Annotated in this window: 12 protein-coding genes; all 12 read right to left on the bottom strand. The window is 72.7% G+C overall.

From position 1 onward, the window contains the following. Nucleotides 1-3 precede the first annotated feature (3 nt). Nucleotides 4-1,719, bottom strand: a complete 1,716-nt coding sequence (locus tag A3CE_RS0138910; protein WP_020645516.1) for an acyl-CoA carboxylase subunit beta — start codon at nt 1,717-1,719, stop codon at nt 4-6. Next, the gene (locus A3CE_RS0138905; RefSeq protein ID WP_020645515.1) at nt 1,716-1,907 is read right to left on the bottom strand and encodes a DUF6222 family protein; all 192 of its coding nucleotides are present in this window, start codon (nt 1,905-1,907) and stop codon (nt 1,716-1,718) included. Before A3CE_RS0138905 ends, A3CE_RS0138910 begins: the two co-directional genes overlap by 4 nt. Nucleotide 1,908: 1 nt before the next feature. After that, complete coding sequence (locus A3CE_RS0138900; RefSeq protein ID WP_020645514.1) at nt 1,909-2,982, bottom strand: NAD-dependent epimerase/dehydratase family protein; 1,074 nt, start codon at nt 2,980-2,982, stop codon at nt 1,909-1,911. A gap of 13 nt (nt 2,983-2,995) precedes the next feature. After that, nucleotides 2,996-3,535, bottom strand: a complete 540-nt coding sequence (locus A3CE_RS0138895) for a flavin reductase family protein (protein ID WP_020645513.1) — start codon at nt 3,533-3,535, stop codon at nt 2,996-2,998. Nucleotides 3,536-3,572: 37 nt separating this feature from the next. Further along, entirely contained in the window at nt 3,573-4,025 is a 453-nt protein-coding gene (locus tag A3CE_RS0138890; protein WP_020645512.1) for an acyl-CoA thioesterase, read from the bottom strand. Continuing rightward, entirely contained in the window at nt 4,025-9,853 is a 5,829-nt protein-coding gene (locus A3CE_RS0138885) for a type I polyketide synthase (RefSeq protein WP_020645511.1), read from the bottom strand. Before A3CE_RS0138885 ends, A3CE_RS0138890 begins: the two co-directional genes overlap by 1 nt. Before the next feature lie 256 nt (nt 9,854-10,109). Continuing rightward, the gene (locus A3CE_RS0138880; protein ID WP_020645510.1) at nt 10,110-10,904 is read right to left on the bottom strand and encodes a TIGR03084 family metal-binding protein; all 795 of its coding nucleotides are present in this window, start codon (nt 10,902-10,904) and stop codon (nt 10,110-10,112) included. A 104-nt stretch (nt 10,905-11,008) separates the two neighbouring features. Next, nucleotides 11,009-12,046, bottom strand: a complete 1,038-nt coding sequence (locus A3CE_RS0138875) for a carboxymuconolactone decarboxylase family protein (protein ID WP_020645509.1) — start codon at nt 12,044-12,046, stop codon at nt 11,009-11,011. A 163-nt stretch (nt 12,047-12,209) separates the two neighbouring features. Next, on the bottom strand, nt 12,210-13,862 hold the full coding sequence (locus tag A3CE_RS0138870; protein WP_020645508.1) for a GMC family oxidoreductase: 1,653 nt from the start codon (nt 13,860-13,862) through the stop codon (nt 12,210-12,212). Next, nucleotides 13,859-14,428 (bottom strand): DUF5987 family protein, encoded by a 570-nt coding sequence (locus A3CE_RS0138865; RefSeq protein ID WP_020645507.1) that lies wholly within the window; start codon nt 14,426-14,428, stop codon nt 13,859-13,861. The genes A3CE_RS0138870 and A3CE_RS0138865 overlap by 4 nt, the downstream gene beginning before the upstream one ends. Nucleotides 14,429-14,464: 36 nt before the next feature. Then, the gene (locus A3CE_RS0138860; protein WP_020645506.1) at nt 14,465-15,838 is read right to left on the bottom strand and encodes a cytochrome P450; all 1,374 of its coding nucleotides are present in this window, start codon (nt 15,836-15,838) and stop codon (nt 14,465-14,467) included. Next, nucleotides 15,835-16,839, bottom strand: a complete 1,005-nt coding sequence (locus A3CE_RS0138855) for a hypothetical protein (protein ID WP_020645505.1) — start codon at nt 16,837-16,839, stop codon at nt 15,835-15,837. The genes A3CE_RS0138860 and A3CE_RS0138855 overlap by 4 nt, the downstream gene beginning before the upstream one ends.

The following is a 16,839-nucleotide window of genomic DNA, read 5'->3' as shown; positions in this document are numbered from 1 at the left end:
TCCTCAGATCGGCTGGTTGCCGTGCTTGCGGGCCGGGGCCGGTTTGCGCTTGTCGCGCAGCATCGCCAGGCCGCGCGCCAGTGCCGCGCGGGTCTCCGCCGGGTCGATGATGTCGTCCACCAGGCCGCGTTCCGCCGCGTACTGGGGGTTCAGGTACTCCTCGGTGTACTCGGCGACGAGCCGGGCCCGCAGGGCGGCCGGGTCGTCCGCCGCCGCCAGCTCGCGGCGGTGGAGCACGTTCACCGCGCCCTCCGCGCCCATCACCGCGATCTGGTTGGTCGGCCACGCCAGCGACAGGTCCGTCCCGATCGACCGGGAGTCCATCACGATGTACGCGCCGCCGTACGCCTTGCGCAGGATGACCTGGATCCGCGGCACCGTGGCCTCGCAGTAGGCGTGCAGCAGCTGGGCGCCCTGCCGGATGATCCCGCTCCGCTCCTGCTCGACGCCGGGCAGGAAGCCCGGCACGTCCACCAGGCTGACGAGCGGGATCCCGAACGCGTCGCAGAACCTGACGAACCGGGCCGCCTTCTGGGAAGCCGGCCCGTCCAGCACGCCGGCGAACACCATCGGCTGGTTGCCCACCAGCCCGGTCACCCGGCCGTCGATCCGGGCCAGCGCGCACAGCACGTTCCGCGCCCAGCCTTCGTGCAGCTCGAAGAACTCGCCGTCGTCGGCGATCTCGGCGAAGACCTCGCGCATGTCGTAGGGCTGGTTGGGCTCGGCCGGGACCAGCCGCGCGAGCTTCGGCCGGTAGTCGTCGACCGCGCCCGTCGGCGCGGTCTCCGGCGGTGGCTCGAGGTAGTTCACCGGCAGCAGCGACACGAGATAGCGGACGTCGGCGAGGCACTCCTCCTCGCTGTCGTGCACCACGGTGGCGACCCCCGAGCTGCTGCCGTGCACGTCCGCGCCGCCGAGTTCCTCGTGCGTCACCCGGTGCCCGCTGACGGCTTCGACGACGTCCGGCCCGGTCAGGTACATCCTCGCGGTGTCCCGGACCATGAAGGTGAAGTCGGCCAGCGCCGGCGAGTACGCGGCCCCGCCCGCGCACGGCCCGAGGATCACGCTGATCTGCGGGATGACGCCGGAGGCCTCGACCTGCCGCCGGAAGATCCCGCCGTAGCCGTCAAGGGCGAGCACGCCCTCCTGGATGCGGGCGCCGCCGCTGTCGTTGAGGCCGATCACCGGTGCGCCGTTGGCCGTGGCCAGGTCGAGCACCTTGTGGATCTTGGTCGCGTGGGCCTCGCCCAGCGAGCCGCCGAAGACGGTGAAGTCCTGTGCGTAGACGAAGACCCGACGGCCTTCGATGGTGCCCGAACCGGCGATCACCCCGTCGGTGTGCGGCCGGTTCCCGGTGAGCCCCGGCCCGCTCGCCTGGTGCCGCCGGTACGGTTCGAGCTCGATGAACGAGTCGTCGTCGAGCAGCAGGGCGAGCCGTTCGCGCGCGGTCAGCTTGCCCAGCGAGTGCTGACGGCGCACCGCGTCGAGCCGTCCTTCGAGGATGTGGCCGCGCAGTTCTTCGCGCCGCTTCCGCAGCAGGTCCATCCCCGGCGCGGGCCCGGCGGGCGCGGCGGCGGCCCGCGACAGCTCGATCACCTTCGCGTCGCGGGGCTCCTCCGACCGGTGCACCCGGCGGTGCCCCGGCCGGACCGCGTCGGGCACCGGCACGACCTCGGCGTCGTCGGAGCGTTCCGCGCCGGACACGTGGTTTCCGCTCACGCGGCATCCCTCATCGCGTCGCTTTCCGTCCGCAGGGCGTGGTCGCGCTCGATCTCCGCCGTGACGAGCGACCAGACGATGCCACGGCCCAGCCGTGGCATCGGGCGGGCCACGAGGGTCTCGGGATCCGGGCCGGGCTGCGGCACCGCGGTGCCGTGGGCGGGGCGGCCGGCTTCGTGCAGCGTCATTTCACGGTCTCCTCGATCCGGGCGGCCCCGGCACCACGGGGTCACTGTCCTCTTTGGACGTTTTGCGGGCCGCGCCCGCCTGGCGGCCGGTGACCAGGCCCGCCTCGTGCAGCCAGGCCACCGCGGCACGGACGGTCTCGGCGGACGGCCGCGCGGCGACACCCCCGCCGGGTGCCCCCGGCACCACCGGCGCGGCCACCGCGCAGACGTGGATCGCGCCGTACTCGGCCGGGATCGGCCACGGCCAGGCTCGCTGGAGCAGGTCCGCCAGCCGGCCGACCGGCGCCATCGCCGCCGCGGGCAGGAACAGCGCCGGGAGCCGGCGGCCGGTCACCGCGCGGACCACGGCCAGGTACTCGCGGGTGCGCAGGAAGTGGCCCGGGCCGAAGACGTCGGAACGGCCGGGCGGGCCGCTGAGCAGGACCGCGTGCTGCTCGGCCGCGTCGCGCACGTCCCCGACCGGCAGGCCGCCCGACGGCCAGAACGGCATCAGGCCCCGCAGCAGGTTCCGCAGCCGCGCGTTCTGGTCGCCCAGGTGCGGGTCGTGCGGGCCGAGCAGGGCGGGCGGATGGGTGACGGTCACCGGGAGCCCGGCGGCCCGGTGCCGCCGGGCGACGCGCTCGGCGGCCGCCTTCGAGGCGAGGTACGCCTCGCCCGTGCCGGTGAGCGGGCTGCCGGGACCGACGTGGCCGTCCGCCGCGGGGAAGAAGGTGCCCACCGTCGAGACGTGCACGACGTGGCCCACCCCGGCCCGGCGGGCCGCCTCGAGCACGACTTCGGTGCCGTGTTCGTTGACCCGGCCCAGTTCGCGGCGCCGCCTGCTGTCGAACGTGTAGACGCCGGCCGCGTGCAGGACCGCCTCGGCTCCCGACACGAGCCGGGTGGCCGCGCCCGCGTCGGTCACGTCACCGGCGACGACGTCCACTGCGGACCAATCCGGGCACAGCGGGCCGAGCGCGGCGGGCACGCGGGCGGGGTCCCTGGCCAGCAGCCGGACCCGGTGCCCGCCCGCCAGCAGCCGGGCGACGGTGTGGGCGCCGAGGAACCCGGTGCCGCCCGTCACGGCGATCAGCATCGTCGTTCACCTTTCACGCGGCGCGGACGCGCCCGTCGACCTCGTGGTAGCCGCCGTCGTAGAAGACGAGCGCGTGCTCGGCGTCGCCCCGGCTGCTGGCGACCACCCGGCCGAGGAAGATCGAGTGGTCACCGCCTTCCAGGACCTCGGCCAGCTCGCACTCCAGCCACGCGAGGGTGCCGGTCAGCAGCGGCGCGCCGGTCCGGGTACCCCGGGTCCAGCCCACCGCGTCGAACTGGGCCATCCCGTCGGGACGGCGCCAGTCGGCGAAGTACTTCGACAGGTCCTGCTGGCCGGCCGCGAGCATGTTCACGGCGAACGAGCCCGCCGTCACGATGGAGGTGTGCATGCGCGCCGCCTTCGACACGCAGCACAGCACCAGCGGCGGTTCCAGGGAAACCGACGAAAACGCGTTGGCCGTCATGCCGTGGGCGTCCTCGCCGCCTGCGGTGAGCACGGTGACGCCGGTCGCGAACCGGGCCATCACCTGCCGCAGGCCGGGCTGGTCCGAGAGCCCGCGGCGGGCGGGCGAGGCCGGCAGCCGCTTGAGCACACCCCGTTCCGGAGGCCTGCCTGGATCGTTGGCCACGTCAGACTCCCCTGCCGTTCACCGCGCCGGCCGCCGCGTACGGAGCCAGTGCCTCGCGCAGCTGCTCCGGGACGCGGGAAGGCACGGTCGCGGTGTTGGGGCCGCGCATGCACGCGATCCGCTGCCGGCCGCGGGCGACCAGCCGGTCACCGTCGGCGTGCAGGTGGACGTAGTCGAACGTGAACTGGATCTGGGTCTGCGTCAGCTCTTCCAGCCGCAGCCGGATGGACAGCTCGTCGAAGGCGGTGATCTCCGCGAAGAACTCGCAGTCGACCTTGAGCGTGAAGAGCTTGAGGTCGGCCCGGACCTCCTCGAGCACGGCCGGCGCCTTCTCCTTGAGGAACATCTCGCGGCAGCGGCCCTGCCAGCGCACGTAGTTGACGTAGTAGACGTTGCCCACCAGGTTGGTCTCTTCGAAGCCGACCGTGTGGCGGATCTCGTAGTAGTCGGACATCATCGGTTCCCCTCTGCCTGGAGTACGGCGAAGACGATCGGCTCCGGCCGGTCGTTCACGGTGGTCGACCAGGTGGCGATCCGCGCGTCGCCGCAGGCCAGCAGGGCCCAGCCGTCGGCGTCGACCTGCCGCACCGTGAGGGCCTGCGTCATCTCCCCGGTCTTGCGGATGCACTCGAGCGCGCTCCACACCCGGGTGTTGGCGACCGAGACCGGCTCCCGGGCGTCGGCGGCCAGCAGGCGGCCGACGGCGAGCAGCTCGTCGCCGAGCAACCCGGCCCAGTCCTCGTCGGTCCGTTCGACCGCCGTTTCGATGTCGCAGGCAACCTGGCCGGTGCCTGCCACCACGAGGGTGAGCTGCGCGGTGTGGGACGCGGTGACCTCGGCGCCGTCGAGTTCCGGCTTGCCGTCCGGCCGGTAGCGGATCTCCACGACCCGGTCGAGGGCGCGGCCGGCGGCCAGCGCGGTCTGCGACCGGCGTTCGGCGATGCCCTCGGCCGGGCGGTCCGCCGGGTCGGGCTCGACCACCACCGAGCGGCTCCCGCCGAGCAGCCGCTCGGTGGCACGCTCCACATAGGACCCGAGCATCGAGGGGACCCACGGGCCAGCGCCGTCCCGCTTGCGGACCGCCCGCAGCTTCAGCCCTTCCCACCGCTCGACCAGCGTCCCGTCGGGGTTGCGCACGTCGAGGTCGTAGACGTAGCTGTCGCCGTCCTGGGACCGTTCCCGCGCGTCGAGCAGGACGTAGTCCTCGTGCTGCGAACCGGGTTCCGCGAGGAAGAGCTTTTCGATGCCCTGCGGCAGCAGGGTCACGTCCGGGACGCAGCACTGGATGGCGTGCATCATCGCGTCACGGGTGCCCGGGTCGGCGAGCAGCTTCTCCTGCGGGAGGAACGGGGCGAACCAGTCCACGTTGGCGGCCGTCGCGATCTCGGCCACGGCGTGCCGGGCACTCGCCCGCCGGTAGCCCAGCACCCGCTGGAACCGCTTGCCCTGGAACAGGACCGACCCGTACAGCTCGCTGACCGGCTCGACCGGCACCACCGGCAGCCCGGCCTCGCGGCGGACCGGCTCGCCGAGCGTCTCCGGGCGCGCGAAGTTCAGCCGCGCCCGGAAGTGGTCGGCGCTGAACCCGGTTTCCTCGCTGCGGATCACGACGTCGACCGTGTCCACGTCCCTGGCCAGGGTGGCCAGCCGGACCGTGGTCGACCCGCCGGGCGAGACGATGATCGGCCGGAGGAACTCCACGTCCTCGAACACCGGCGCCCCGGTGCGGCCGAGGGTGGCCGCGGCGGCCTGCGTCATCGCCTCCATGCCGAGCACGGCCGGGAACAGCAGCTGGCCGTCGAGCAGGTGGTCGGTCAGGTACGGGTCGCTGCCCGCGGACAGGTCGGCCTCGGTGACGAGCTCGACCCCCGGGTAGTGCACGACCGCGCGGTCGACGAACCGGGTCAGCGGCAGCTCGCGCCGCTGGATCGGCAGCGTGGCCAGGCCGGAGGTCCGGCCGCAGACCACCAGGACCGGCGGCGCGGCCGGGTCGGCGAGCACCTGGCGGAGGATGGTGATGCCGTCCTCGGTGGGGATCGGCGTGATGCCGTCGCGCATCAGGGCGCTGACCACGCCGAGCTTTTCGCCCATGCCGGTGCCGGACCAGACCGACCACTCCAGGGCGATCGCCCGGGCCCGCGGGTGCTCCTGGCCGAAGCGCAGGGTGGCTTCGGTCATCCAGTCGTTCGCGGTCGCGTAGTGCGCCTCGCCGCGCAGGCCGGCCCGGCCGATGATGCTGCCGAAGGTGACCAGCAGCTTGATCCGGTCCTGGTCCACCGCGGCGAGGACGGCGTTCAGGCCGCCGATCTTCGGCGCGACCGTCTTGCGGAAGCTGTCCTCGGTGAGGCTGAACAGCGCGGCCGGCTCGTTGCGGCCGGCGCCGTGCAGGATCGCGGTCACCGGGCCCAGCTCCGCTTCGGCCCGCGCGACCGCCTCGGCGACCTGCGGCGCGCTGGTCACGTCCGCGCGTTCGTAGCGGAAGGTGATGCCCACCGCTGCCATCCGCGCGAGGTTTTCGGCCAGTTCGCTGTCGCTCTCCGGGTCGCTGCGCCCGAGGAGGGCGAGCTTCGCTCCGGAGTCCTTGGCCAATGCCAGTGCGCTCTCGGCGGTGATGCCCTTGCCGCCGCCGGTGACCAGCAGGACGTCGGTGCCGTCCAGCGAGTCGCGGATCGGGCCGGCCGGGGGCGCCGGCAACGCGATGAGCCGGGGCACGGTCCGGCCGCCATCGGCGCCGTACCGGGCTTCGGTGAAGTCCGTGGTCGCGGCGACCTCGGCCACCACGGTGGCCACGGCTTCCTCGACCTCGATCGGGACCGCCGGGGCCGGGTCGGCCAGGTCGACGATCGTCGTCTTCGTCGACGGGTCCTCCAGGCGCAGGGTCTTGGCCAGGCCGGAGGCGCCGTAGCCGTGGTGCACCACGACGAACCGGGTGCCGGTGGGCGCGGCCATCACCGCGCGCCCGGCGTCGAGGAACAGCCCGACGTGGTCGGTGCCGCAGTCCGCCGGCAGGCAGAGCAGCACGCCGTCGCCGGTCCCGGACGCCGCGAGCGCGGCCCGCAGCGGCTCGGCCAGCGGGTGCCCCGGAGTCGTGAAGACCTGCCACTGCGTGTGGCCCCCGGCGGCGAGGTCGGCAGCCGGGCGCGGCGCGGGGACGTACTCGACCGAGAACGGCCGGACCCACGGGCCGACGCCCGGCGCCTCGCCCTGGGCGCCGTCGGCCGGGCCCGCGGTCTGTGCCAGCTCGTCGATCATCTCGGCGAGCTCGCCCAGGCACACCGTCGCGAAGTTCGGCATCCCCTCCAGCGGCGGGCGGCCCAGCGCGCGGGTGACGTCGTTGACCAGCTGGCCCACCGTGATGGAGGACAGGTGCAGGTCGTCCAGCGGGTGGGTGTCGGCGGTGACCGTCTCCAGCGGCAGCTCGACGCGCTCGGCGGCGAGCCTGCGCAGCAGGTCCAAAGTGGAGCTGCCGCCGTCGCCGGACGTCGTTTCGGCGTCCGCGTCGGCCCGGCTCTTCTTCTCCACGGCCAGTTCCGCGGCGAGCTCGGCGTCGATCGACGGCGCGGCCTCGCACGGGCTGGCCAGGAAGTTGAACCGGCCGTCCGCCGGCAGCGGGCGCACGATCCGGCCCTCGAACAGCGCGTCCGTGGTGATGGCCGTGCCCAGCGCGTACGCCGCGCCGACGACCCGCAGGAGCGGGGCCAGCGATGTGCTGTCGGTGTCGATGGACAGCACCGGCGTGCGCGGCGCGATCTCCTCGAACAGCCCGGTGAGCACGCGCCCCGGGCCGACCTCGACCACCAGGTCGCTGCGTTCGGCCACCCGCGCCGCGGCTTCCCGGAACCGCACGGGCAGCACCATCTGCTCGCGCAGCAGCTCCGGCAGGTCCTCGGCGGCGTGCAGCACGTCGCCGGTGACCGTCGAGACGACCGGGTGTTCCAGGCGGGCGAAGGAGAACTCGCCCAGCCGCTCGGTCATGGCGCGGGCGGCCGGTTCGACGGCCGGTGAGTGGAACGCGTGCGAAACCTTGATCCGGGTCGCCCCGACGCCCTGGGCCTTGGCCCGCGCCACGATCCGGTCGACCGCCTCGGCCGGGCCGGAGATCACCGTCTGCTCCGGGGCGTTGTAGCCGGCGATCACGACGTCGTCGCCGAGCCCGAGGTCTTCGACGCGGCCGGGCGAGGCGGCGATGCCGGCCATGGCACCGGCGCCGTCACCGGACATCGTCCCCATGACCTTGCCGCGGACGGTGGCGAGCTTGATCAGCTCCCGTTCGCCGAGTGCGCCGCCCCAGTGCAGCGCGGTGAGCTCGCCGAGGCTGTGCCCGGTCGCCGACTCGGCTTCGACGCCGAAGGAGCGCAGCACGCGCAGGCCGGCGAGGGCCCCGGTGACGATCCGCGGCTGGGCGACCTCGGTGGCGACCTGGTCGCCGCCGTCCGGCAGCCCGGCCGCGCGGTGGATCTCGTCCGCCAGGGCGAACCGGCGGCGCAGGGCGCTTTCGCCGCCGCGGCCGGAGCCCTGGCCGGGGAACAGGTACCCGATCTTCGGCGCCGACGTGCGGGTGCCGGCGAAGACGCCGTCGGCCACCGAGAACACCGAGTCCTGCGACTCCAGGTCCTCGAGCAGCTTCGTCAGCTTGCGGTCGGCCTGCTCCGGGTCCGAGGCGACGACGGCGGCGCGGACGGGGCGGTCCGCCAGCTCGCCGGCCAGGTGACCGGCGAGGTCGGTCAGCTCGGCGAAGGACAGCTTCGGCACGTACTCCAGCACGGCGGCGATCCGGCCGCGGAGCGTGGCGACGTCCTCGGCGTCGAACAGCAGCAGCTCGGCGTCCTGGCGGCCGGCGACCAGCGCCAGGGACCGGTCGTCGAGTTCACGGCGCCGGGCGGCGCCGGGCGCTTCGGTGACGGTGACGTGCGAGTTGATCCCGCCGAAGCCCATCGCCGAGACGCCCGCGCGCACCGGCTGCTCCGGCGGCCACAGCAGCGGATCGCGCGGGACGTACATCCGCGCCGACGACCCGGTGAGCGACTCGTGCGGCTCGTAGTGCCCGGTGCCCGGCGGGATCACCTGGTGGTAGACGGCCAGGGTGGCCTTGATCAGGCCGGCGACCCCGGCGGCCGCCTTGGTGTGGCCGATGTTCCCCTTGATCGTCGACAGCGCGGCCGGCTTCGCGAGCGGGTCGGCGTCGCGGCGAGCGGTGGACAGCGCCTCGATCTCGGTGGCGTCGCCCAGCGCGGTGCCGGTCCCGTGGCCCTCGAAGTAGGAGACGGTCTCGACGCCGTACCCGGCGCGGGCGTAGGCCCGCGAGAGGGCGAGCCGGTGCCCGGCCGCCTCGGGCCGGGTGATGCCGCCCTTGCCGTCGGAGGAGACGCCCCAGCCGCCGATGGACGCGTAGATGCGCTTGCCCTGCTCGATCGCGTCGCTTTCGCGCATCAGCACGAGCATGCCCGAGCCCTCGCCGGGCCAGAAGCCGTTCGAGTCCGCGTCGTAGACCTTCATCTCGCGCTTGGCCAGCGCCCCGGTCTTCGCGAAGCCGATCACCTCGAACGGGTCGATGGAGAGGTCCACCCCGCCGGCGATGGCGACGTCGAGGTCGCCCTGGACCAGCGAGTTGGCCGCGCTCACCACGGACAGCAGCGAGGACGAGCAGGCGCCGTCGACGGTGTAGCCGCCACCGGCGAAGTCGAAGTAGTTGCAGACGCGGCCGGCGATCGTGTTCGCGAGGCCGCCCGCGAGGGAGTCCTCGTTGATCTCCGGGAAGGGTTCCTTGTACTGGACCTCGAGTTCGCGGAGGAAGTCCGCGGTCTCCTCGTCGCCCCAGCCGCGCTCGGACAGCGCCGCCGCCACCGTGCGGCGGACGTACGGCCAGCGCAGGCGCATGATGTTGGCGCGGGAGAACTCACCGGTGAGGCTGTTGCCGATGACGACACCGGTCGTCGTCTTCGGGGCACCTTCGCCGTCGTCGAACCCGGCGTCCGCCAACGCCTGCGCGGCCACATCGAGGGCCAGCCAGTGCGTCGTGTCGGTCGCCCGGAACGTGCTGCCGGCGACCTTGTGGGCGACCCGGTCGAACTCGTAGTCCCGCAGCACCGCCGCTTTCTGCGCGTAGAACCGGTCCGGCGCCTTCGGGTCGGGTGAGTAGTAGTCCGCCCGGTTCATCCGCTCGTCGGGCAGCCGGCGGAACGCGCGGCGACCCGCCAGCACGTTCTCCCAGAGCTCGTCCAGCGAACGGGCGTCCGGATACCGTAAGCCGATCCCGACGATCGCTATCCGTTCAACCCTCATTGCCACCGCTCTCCCATTAGCTCTCGAGCCCTTCGGTCGCCCCGCGGCGACCCCTCCGGCGCTGGTCGGCGTCGCCGCGCGCCCGCGTCACGCGGTCCGGTCCAGCATGGACCCGGTTCCCCCGCGAAGTCTTCTTTGTCGCTGCCACCGGCCACGAGTCCGCACGCGGGGACAAGTGCCGCCGCGACGGCGCCGCCCGGCCGGGCGGCGCCGTCCTTCTTCCGTTGTGCCACAAGCGATTCGCCGGCAATGCTGCTCACGGGGCGAACTGGCTCGGCCGTCGTCCTTCGCCGGCCGGCCCGCGGTAGGCCTGGGCGATGTCGAGCCACTGGTCGGCGAGCGTGCCCTTGGCGTGCACGTCGAGGTCGTACCGGTGCCGCCGCCGGGTCACCAGCAGGCAGAAGTCTTCGGCGCTGCCGCTGATCCGCTGCGTCGCGTCCTCCGGCCCGAAGGCCCACAGCCTGCCCGAGGGCGCGGTGAGCTCGAACCGGAACTCTTCCGCGGGCGGGGTCAGGTTGCGGGCTTCGTAACCGAAGTCGCGGACCCGGACGGCGAAGCCGGCCAGGTGCCCGATCCGGTCGGTCCGCACCGGACGCACGCCGAGCGCGTCGGCGACATCCTGGCCGTGCCCGAACAGCTCCATCATCCCGGCGCACGCCAGCACGTACGGCGGCAGCGGGTTGGCCAGCCACGGCACGAGCTGGTCGCCGGGAACCGCCGCCAGCGCCTTGATCCCGGCGTCGCGCTCGGCACGCCACCGCCCCAGCAGGACCTCGGCCGGGTCGTGGACGTAGTCCTCGAGCGCCGCGTTGACGGCGTTCTCGAAACCGCCGGCCAGCGACTTGGTCATTTCGCGGAAGGCCGCCGGCTGCGCGGCCGAAAGCCCCGCGATGCGGAAGATGAAGGCGAGGTGGCCGATCTGGTGCCGGATGCTCCAGCCTGGCGCCGGCGTCGGCCGGTCCCAGTCACGGTCGGCGAGGCCGGCGACGAGCGCGTCGACTTCGGCGGCCTCGGCGGTCAGGTCGGCGATCACTCCGGTGGTGTCAGTCACCCGTCTGTCCTCTCACCGTTTCGGCGGTTCTGTGGCCCGGTGGGGGCGGATCGGCCCGGCCCGGCCCTTCGATCATCACCCGCCACGGGCGGGGCGTCTTCTCTTCACGGGCGGTGCGGCGGAAACCGGCCGCCCAGTTCGGCCGCGGCGGCGAACGCCGCCCACGACGCCGCTTCCACCAGCCCGCGATCGTCAGTCCACAGGGGACGGACGTCGTCGACGACACCGGCGTCGACCTGGTAGGCGGATTTCGCCACCAGCAGGGCGAACCGGGCCACCGGACGCTCCCCGGCCGGCAGCTCGGCCGGCGCGGCCTCCGCCCAGGCCCGGCTCAGCCCGGGCGGTTCGCCGTCCCACGCCTTCAGTTCCCGCCGGACGAGGTCCCGTACCCGGGGCGGCAGCGAGCGTTCCCCGGCTTCTTCGATCACGGCCGCGGCGCGCGCGAAGGCGTCGGAGAGCGGCTGGACCGGTCGCGCCCAGTCCGGCCCTTCGCCGGGTGCCGCGGGCAACAGCCCGAGTGCTTCCCCGGCCGGGGGCGGGGTACCCGGCTTGAGCAGGAAACCCAGCACGGCCTTGGCTTTCGCCCGCGCCGCGGGCGGAACGGCCGGCGGCAGCGGCGACGGGCCGAGGAACACGCTCACCATCCGGTTGAGGTAGTGGAACGCGACGGCGACGCCGGTCAGCTCGGCCGCGGTGGCGCCGGATGTGTCCGCGGGCAGCGGGCCTTCGCCCCGCGCCCACGCCGCCAGCGCCCGCGTGTCCCGGTCCGGGATGACGTCACCGGTCTCGATGGCCGCGGCGGCGTCCGGCTCGCCCAGCGAGCCGAGCGCCATCCCGTGCACCTCGACGCAGTACGGGCACGAGTTCGCCGCCGAAACAGCGGCCGCGACGACCTCCTTGCCCGCCCGGCTCGCCGTCCCGCCCGCGACGAGCGACTCCCGCAGCACCAGCCACGCCGCGGCGAGCACGTCCGGCGCGGGCGAGTGCAGCGCGATCGGCGGAGCGAGCATCCCGAAATCCCGCTCCACCTGCCGGTAGACGTCCCGGACCAGCCCCCGCGCCCGCCGCGGCCGCACCGCCTCGACGTACTTCACCTCCCGCAGCGCCCGCCGCAAGGCAACCCGCACCACACCCGCCGCCATACTTCCTCCAGACCAAGGTGATCAGAACGCCGACACGCGTGATTGAAGGGTCAGCTCACGTGATTGAAGGGACGACACGGCCCGGCGCCCATCAGCTCCGGCGTGTCGTCCCTCCAATCACGCGTGTCGACCCGGCAATCACGCATGTCGACCTTTTAGTACGTCAGCTTCCGGCGACCAGGTCCAGTTTGGACACCGCACGACGGCCCGTGATCGAGCCGTCGGGCGCCGGAGCGCCGTACTTGACGTCGACGCCGCGGGCCTGCAGGGCCCGGACGATGCCCGGGACCGACCGCTCGGCGAGCGCCGCGACGGTCATCGCCGGGTTCACCGTCAGCGCGCCCGGCACCGACGCGCTGTCGGTGACGAAGATGCCCGGGTGGTTGCGCAGCTCGTGGTTCGGGTGCAGCGCGGACGTCGCCGCGTCGTCCCCGATCCGGCAGGACGCCAGCGGGTGCACGGTGTACGCGCCGACGACGTCGTTCGTCCAGGGGGCCACGCGAGCCAGGCCGTCCTTCTCGATGATCGCCTTGCAGTCCGCGTCCGCGAGCGCCCAGCCGTGACGCGTGTTCGGAGTCGGGTCGTAGCGCAGCGAACCACGGCCGAGCATCTGCTGCGAGATGCGGTACGCGTTGCCGGTGGGCGGCGGCGTGCCGAAGACGCCTTCGTTGTCGTCCTCGGTCATCAGGAAGATCGTGAGCCAGTTGGCCCACTGCTTCAGGATTTCCTTCTTCTCCGCCCCGAACCAGCGCGGTTCCTCGCCGCCGGGCACCTGGGCGAGGATGGTGCCCAGGCCCGGCGGGAAGTACAGCTGCTCCAGCGAGTACCGCTCGTACTCCGGCAGCGAGCCGTCGAGCTTGTCCCAGTTGGCGACGGTCGGGCCCTTGCCGATGTGGTTGGCCGAGTACACCGGACCGTCCTCACGGGACAGTCCGAGCACCTCGCGGACGCGGTCCTCGTCGATGATCGCGGTGTTGAGCCGCTCGCCGTTGCCGGAGAAGTACCGGCCGACGCCGTGCGGCATCTCGCCCAGCGCGGCCTCCGACCGCTGGAGGATCACGGGCGTGGCCCCGGCGCCGGCGGCGATGATGACGACCTTCGCCTCGATCACGCCGCCGCCGGTGTGGACCCGGTAGTCCTCCTCGTCGATCACGGCGAAGTGGACGCGGTAGCCGCCGTCTTCGGTCCGTTCCAGGCGCTGGACCTCGTGCAGCGGGCGGATCCGGGCGCCGTGCGCCAGCGCGGCAGGCAGGTAGTTCGTCAGCATCGACCGCTTGGCGTCGAACTTGCAGCCCGCCATCATGAAGTTGCAGTTGACGCAGGTGTCGTTGTCCACGGCGACCGGCGCCGGGTTCGCCGTCCGGCCGGAGTGGTTGCAGGCCGCGGCCCACAGGCCACCGGCGTAGGAGACGTCGGTCCAGTCCTGTGTGGACACCGGGAGCGCCTCGTCGACGCGGTCGTACCACGGCTCCAGCGCGTCGCGGGAAATGACCGAAGGCCACATCCGGCGCCCGATGCTGCCGTGGCGCTCGAAGACGAACCGCGGCGCCCGCGGCATCGCGGCGAAGTACACGACGCTGCCGCCGCCGACGCAGTTGCCACCCAGGATGCTCATCCCGTCGCCGACGACGAAGTCGAACGCCCGGGTGTAGGACGAGCCGAGCAGGTAGTCGTGCTCGAAGTCGTCCGCGGCCAGCCACGGCCCGCGCTCCAGCACGGTCACCTTCGCCCCGCCGGCGGCGAGGTGGTAGGCGGGGATGGACCCGCCGAACCCGCTGCCGACGATGACGACGTCGGTCTGCTCGATGGCGCTCATGCGGGGCTCCCGGAAGGCGTCGTGTCGGGGTGGAGTTCGGCCAGCTTGCGGCCGTAGCCGTACTTCGGGAACCGCCAGAAGCCGTCGGCGTCCGGGGCGGTGTACCCCAGCGCCAGCAGGCCGGGGTGCCCGTCGCGGATGGCGTCGGCGGTGTGCAGGTGGGCGGCGCTGTCGTAGGCCATGTTGCAGAACAGCGCGAGGCTGACCCAGCCGTCCTTCTCCGGGTGACCGGGGGTGGTCAGCCGCCGCACCAGCTCGCGGCGGTGCTCGTACGGCAGGGCGGCGAACGGCGGGACGTCGTGGTCGAGGTCCAGCTCCACCTCGCCCGCGTAGGACTTCGCGTGGTCGTTGAGCGACTGCGCGAGGTAGGGCAGGCCGGCCGTGACGCCGGTCGCGTCGAAGTTCAGCAGGTCGAGCGCGCCCGCCGCCACCGAGCCGGGGCCGGGCGCGGCCCCGGCGATCGCCCGGTCGTCGGCGAACCGCTTCTCCCCCGGCACGATCGTGTCCGCATAGGCCTCGAGGGTCATGTTCTTGAAGCGTTCTTCTTGGGTGGCCTCGGGTTGCACCGGCCTACCTCCTCGTCGAATGTCCACAGTAGAGATTCAGGCGGCGTCGCTCAGCCGCCGCTCCCGGGGGTGCACGGTCATCGGCAGCCCGCCACGCACCCGCAGCGAGAGCATCGCCTCGGGCTCGACGACCTTGCCCGGCACCTTGCGCAGCCGCAGGTCCCGCGCGGCCATCGCGAGCACGAACACCGCCTCCATCACCCCGAGGCTGTTGCCGATGCAGAACCTCGGCCCGGCGCCGAACGGGAGGTAGGCGTACCGCGGCGGCCGCTCGGCCCCGGCGAACCGGCCCGGGTCGAAGCGCTCGGCGTCGGCCCAGAACTCCGGGTGCCGGTGCAGCGTGTAGGGCACGACGACGACGTCGGACCCGGCCGGCACGTGGTACCCGCCGATCTCGTCGTCGGCCTGGGCGATCCGCGGCAGCAGCCACACCGGCGGGTACAGCCGCATGACCTCTTCCACGACCGACACCGTGTAGGTCAGCTTCCGGAGGTCCTCGTGTCCGGGCAGCCGGTCGCCGAGGACCTCGACGGCCTCGGCGTGCAGCCGCTCGCCGACCTCCGGATGCTCGTCGACCAGGTGGAACGCCCAGCCGAGCGTGCTCGCCGTCGTCTCGTGCCCGGCCAGCAGCAGGGTGATCAGCTCGTCCCGCATGCGCTCGCGCGACGAGCTTTCCGCCGACCCCGACGCGATCAACCGCGACAGCACGTCTTCGCCGTCCTCGACCGGGTTCGCCAGCCGCTGCTCGACGAGCTCGTCGGCGATCCGGCGCAGGTCCTCGCGCGCGGTCCGGAACTCCACCTGCTTCTTCAGCGGCACCCACTGCGGCACCATGCTCAGCGTGACCGCTTCGAACATAGCCTGGTCCTGCACGGCCTCGAACGAGTGACCCAGGGTCTCGTACCCGCCGAGCTCGGCGTCGAGCAGCGTCTTGCCGAGCACGCCGAGCGTCAGCCCGGTCATCTCGTGCAGGATCTCGACCGGCCCGTCGTGCGCGGCCAGCCGCTTGATCAGATCGTCCACTTCGGACGCGACGACCGCGGCCTGGCGCGAGATCCGCTTGGGCTGGAACACCGGCTGGATGGTCCGGCGCTGCGTCTTCCAGGTCTCGCCGTCGCTGGTGAGCAGGCCGTCGCCGAGGGCCCGGCGGGCCTCCTGCAGGCCGATGCCCTTGTGGTAGTTGGCCGCGTTGTCCGCGAGCACGTGCTTGGCCAGGTCGGGGTGGTTCACCAGGTACATCGCCTTCGGGCCGATGGCGATGCGGACGACGTCGCCGTAGGCCTCGGCGTTGTCGCCCATGAGCGCGAGCCGGTCGGTGAAGAGCTGCTTCAGCAACCGGAACGTCGCCCGGCGCGGCGGCCCGGGAGGCGCGGTGCGCGCCGCCCGGGCTTCGTCCGAGGAGATGGTCATGCCGCGACAGCCCCGGGCTTCTCGTCGCCCGCCGTCGCTGCCGACGCGAGCTCGAGCTTCGCCTTCAGCGCGGCCTGGTCGGCCTCGAACCTGATCCGCGCCTTGTTCGAGAAGTGCAGGCCCCACAGGAACATCCCGCGGATCAGGCACACGGTCGCGGTGGCCAGGAACAACCCGTAGGCGACGTGCACGGCGGTGTAGAAGCCGTACGCGAGCGCCACCCCGGCCCCGAACGCGAACTGCGAGCCCGGCTTCGACGGCGACGTGCCCGGGTCGGTGACCATGTAGTTGGTGTAGAGCACGAACGCGACGCCGGTGCCCATCGCCAGCGCGCCGGTGATCGACGTGCCGAAGAGCCAGCCGCGAGCGAAGGCCTGGACGACGAAGAAGCTCAGCCAGCCCGCGATGAGGAACATGCGGCCGGTCAGCATCGCGTTGAGCACCGTGCCCGACGCGAGGATGATGCCCACGATCAGCCAGCCGCCCCAGGTGGGGATCTGCTCGGTGAAGTGGTACGGCGGGGCGATGCTGGCCCACGGGAACACGAGCAGGATGATCGTGATGCCGAAGTTCGACGGGTTCATGTAGTGCCGCATCCGGCCGTACACCGGCGCCTGCAGGATCCACTTCGTGCCGACCGCGACGGCGACGCCGAACATCATCACGAGGATCCGGTCGTTGACGTAGGTCAGCATGTTGAGGGCGAGACCGGTGATGTGCGCCGGCAGGAGGAACTCCATCAGCCCCTTGAACCCGTTGCCCCGGAACCGGACGTCGCGGTGGGTCACCCGGGAGTTGATGATCTCGAGGACGATCTCCGTTGTGTACGCGGTCGCCAGCGCGACGAACGGGTACAGCCACGGCTGCTCGAAGCCGAGCACGGTGTAGCCGACGATGTTGAAGATCGTGATCGAGATCGCGAAGCGCCGCAGCGCGGTGATGACCTTGTTGGTCCGCTTCGGTGGCGCACTGTCCACCTTGGTCAGAGTCGGGCTGGTCAT

It is taken from the genome of Amycolatopsis balhimycina FH 1894 (assembly GCF_000384295.1).
Classification (GTDB): domain Bacteria; phylum Actinomycetota; class Actinomycetes; order Mycobacteriales; family Pseudonocardiaceae; genus Amycolatopsis; species Amycolatopsis balhimycina.
The sequence above is the reverse complement of the archived record's forward strand: the minus strand, read 5'-3'. Positions and strand labels throughout refer to the sequence as shown.